Source organism: Microcoleus sp. A6-C6 (assembly GCF_036705955.1).
Classification (GTDB): domain Bacteria; phylum Cyanobacteriota; class Cyanobacteriia; order Cyanobacteriales; family Microcoleaceae; genus Microcoleus.
The window spans coordinates 1-3,659 of the sequence record NZ_JAUBVR010000159.1; the positions used below are offsets into that span (position 1 = coordinate 1).

At 49.1% G+C, this 3,659-nt stretch carries 2 protein-coding genes and 1 pseudogene; 1 reads left to right on the forward strand and 2 read right to left on the reverse strand.

Features of this window, described 5'->3' with window-relative positions; translation table 11 throughout:
• Both QUB52_RS28760 and QUB52_RS28765 read right to left on the reverse strand, forming a co-directional pair.
• A pseudogene (locus tag QUB52_RS28760) lies at window positions 1–146 on the reverse strand (photosystem II q(b) protein); the annotation flags it as partial.
• Between the two features lie 180 nt (window positions 147–326).
• Window positions 327–2,072 carry an alpha/beta hydrolase gene (locus QUB52_RS28765; RefSeq protein WP_332975645.1) on the reverse strand — a complete coding sequence of 582 codons (1,746 nt, stop codon included), beginning with the start codon at window positions 2,070–2,072 and terminating at the stop codon, window positions 327–329.
• Between the two features lie 412 nt (window positions 2,073–2,484).
• Here QUB52_RS28765 and QUB52_RS28770 point away from each other — a divergent pair, with 412 nt between their 5' ends.
• A complete protein-coding gene (locus QUB52_RS28770; protein ID WP_332970402.1) occupies window positions 2,485–3,465 on the forward strand; it encodes an Npun_R2479 family HD domain-containing metalloprotein in 981 nt (326 codons plus the stop codon).
• Window positions 3,466–3,659 lie beyond the last annotated feature (194 nt).

Consider the following 3,659-nt stretch of genomic DNA (forward strand, 5'->3'; position numbering starts at 1 on the left):
ACGTAACAGATTGTTGCAGTTAGCAAGGTAGGAATCATCAAGACGCCGAACCAACCTACATAGAGGCGGTTGTCGGTGCTGGTGACCCAGTTGCAAAACTGCGACCAGATATTAGCACTTTCGCGCTGTTGTAAGGTTGCTGTCATGTGTTTATGATTGCTATTGGTTTTTCAATGTTCGGATGATGTCTCTATTATTAACGGTATCGTTAAGGTTTGTAAAGGCCTGTAGCGACAGTTAAACTGATGAAGGTGATAAGGAAAGCTGATGAGCGTTACTGCGAGGCGAAAACACATCACGCGGCAATCTTCGGCGAATCCTACCTCTTAACGCGGAACGGGTGGTAGCGGAGGTTGGGAAGGCACAGGAGGTGGAGCGATCGCAGGTGCAGGAGCCGGAGTGCGAGCAGGCGCAGAACTGAACTGCTGGAGTTGCTGCGGGGTGAGCGATCGCAAAATTCTCAGTCCCAGAGTGTTTCGGGAGATGCTTAGAGCGTAGTTCGGCTCTAAATACGGGCGGAAATTTGATTTGTTGTTCAAATAGGTTTCCATGAAAGCTACGCTGAGTCCGTTGACGTAGCGGCGGGCTAAAGCTGGTTCGGGCCCGATGACCTCTGGTGGTGGCAGAAAGACGGTTTGAGGGGAGTCCTCGATCGTGGAAAAGTGAGTCCCGTTGTTCATCAATACCAGATATTTGTTGGGTGATGTCAGCCAAGTAAACGGTTGAATCTGTTCCAGCAAGGCGGGGGCGACGGTATCGGCGCTGCCTCCGACTACCATGACTGGGATTTGGATTTTGCTGAGGTTTGTTTCTCCGAGAATGCTGCTAACGATCGGGTTGATGGCGATCGCAGCTTTGACGCGCGGATCGCGGAAATTGTACTGGTTGCGATCTAGGCTGCGGGCGCGGCACTGCAACAGCAGCGAGAGGTTCCAAGTTTTGTTTTCGAGCTGGCAGTCTTTGTCTAGCTGTGCAAAATTAATCCCCGCCCCGGCTAATGTTAAAGCTGTATAGCCGCCGAAAGACTGGCCGATGATGCCGACTCGCTGCAAGTCGAGCAGCCCTCGGTAGGCCGGATCGGTTGTAGAAAGTTTGGTTAAATAATCGAGCAAATCTTTGATGTCTAAGGGGCGGTTGATAAATTCTGCTGGTTCTGCTACTTCGTTGGCTCTGCCTGTTACTAAGTCTTGGATTTGTTGGGCGTTGCTGCCGGGGTGTTCGGGGACGGCGACGGCAAAGCCGTAGGAGGCTAGGTGTTTGGCTAAATACTCGAAGGAAAGGCGATCGGAACCTAAACCGTGGGAAATTACTACTACTGGGGCCGGTCGCGGGCTGCCCTGCGGCAGGTAAATGTCCATATCAAAGGTACGATCGCGATTTGGACTCGTTAGAGTTACCGATGATTTTTTCCAAGTGTAGGGGCCAGGTAGCTGGGGCTGCAACAGTTCGGCTGGCGGTATCGCTGGCTCAGAGGCTGCTTCTGCTTCCGACAACTGGGCGATTCCGGCGATCGTCCGATTGGAACGGTTGATCAGCGATGTCAGCTCGTTGGCGATAGCCAAACCCCGCGCGATGTCAATCCTGATGCCGTAAGTGGGGAATTTTTGCAGCACGTTGAGAATTGTCAGCCCTTCTGGATCTGAGGCTGCTAAAATTAGGGCCGCTCGGATGGCATAAAATCCGGGCTGCCGAGCTTTGGTTTGAATTACTCGCCCCAATCGTTCCAGCAGCACTTCTCCTTGAGGCGTGTAGAGGAATTGGGCGATCGTCACATGGCTGATTTCTGCTTTCGCTTGCAGGCCGCTGCGAATCTCCGCTAGCTGTGTTTTTTTGGCGTACTGAGCGAAGCCGTCCAAGTTTGAGTCTATTTTGCCTTCTTTGGCGAAGAGTGCCAGGGATTCGATCGGCACTGATTCTTCTAGCGGCCCGTAAGTTACGTAAATTCGCTCGGCTCCCAAAGCCGGTGCAGCGGTGCAAACAGCCGTGAATGCAAACAATCCTAGGTATTTTGGGGCGATCGACCGCCGAGCGCGAATGACCGCAGTGGAGAGACTCGGAAATAGACAGTTCATAACTTTAACACCTAGGACTTTTAATAATTAGTCGGTGAAACGATGTAAATTGTTTCACTAATATTTAATACCAAAAAATCGATCTTTTACTTGGAAAATTAGGTTATCGTGGGAAGTATAGCCAAAAGAGCAATTTTGTTACCTAACAAGACTAGCTGAACTTTAAAATTCAACACCGAGGGGTAAGTGGATTTGAGAGTTGAGAGTTGAGATTTGAGATTTACTCGGCAGATGAATCTGGAAGCTGAAACTAGGGTCTAAAACCTGGGGAGCATCTACGACTTAAGCCGGCGCTTGTATCCGTCTTTGGGCGAGGGGTCAAACCTACTCCAATGCCCATTGATTATGTTTTCAGCTATCCAAGATATTTGCGATCGAGTTTGCAACTATAGCCTGAGTGAGAGAATCTATCATGTTCAATGCAACTGCCATCCTGATTGACGCTTTTGTGCAAGAGCTACAGGCCGGCTACCGCCGCACCTACGGCAAGTACAAACCTGATTACCCTGAAATTATCGCCTGGGCGGGGACTATGGCTCTGGAAAACATCGCTAACTGCGATGCTCTTTACCACAATGTGGAACACACCATGCTCGTGGCCCTGGTGGGACAAGAGATTCTCCGGGGCAAGCATATTCGCGAAGGGGGTGTGTCACCGGAAGATTGGCTGCACTACCTGATCTCGCTACTGTGCCACGATATCGGCTACGTGAAAGGTGTTTGCCGCCAAGACCAAGAAGCTGTGGGACTCTACGCTACTGGTATTGATGGGGGCATGGTTTCTGTGGCGATCGGCGCCACTTCTGCCAGTTTAACTCCTTACCATGTCGATCGAGGAAAACTCGTAATCGACGAACGCTTCGGCGGCCACACATTAATTGATGCCGAACAAATTAAGCGCAATATTGAATTGACACGCTTCCCAGTTCCTGCTAGCGAAACCCATCAAGACAGAAACAACTATTCTGGACTCGCCAGGGCCGCCGATTTGATCGGTCAGTTGAGTGACCCCAATTATCTCCGCAAAATCAGCGCCCTATTCTACGAATTTGAGGAAGTCGGCACCAATAAAATCTTGGGCTACAAGTCTCCGGGAGACTTGCGGCAAAATTACGCCAAGTTTTATTGGAACGGAGTTTTCCCCTACATTCCAGCAGCTTTGAACTACTTGGAATTGACCCAGGGTGGCAAACAAATTATTGCCAACCTCTACGCTAACGTATTTCAAGTAGAACACGCTGAACCGCTCGCTTTTAACAAGACGAACGCTCAAGAATTCATCAAATCCCGCGTCAAAGGCAACTTGAATAGCGAAAAAGATGGTGACAATCTTCAAGCTTCCATGTCAGGAGATCACAAGAAGTTTAGCGATTTTTCTGACTTGAATTTGTGAGATTTTTTTTGGCATAATTTATGATTGATAAACGCGAGTCATCATGAGAATTTTTTTAGATTTTCTACTTGCTGGCTCCTTTTTATTTGAATTATAATAACAATAATAAATCATTGTTTTTTAGCTAAACAGACGGGAATCCCCACATTATATCGCTTCGATTAGTGTGGGATGAAAGACGCGGTGAGACGAGG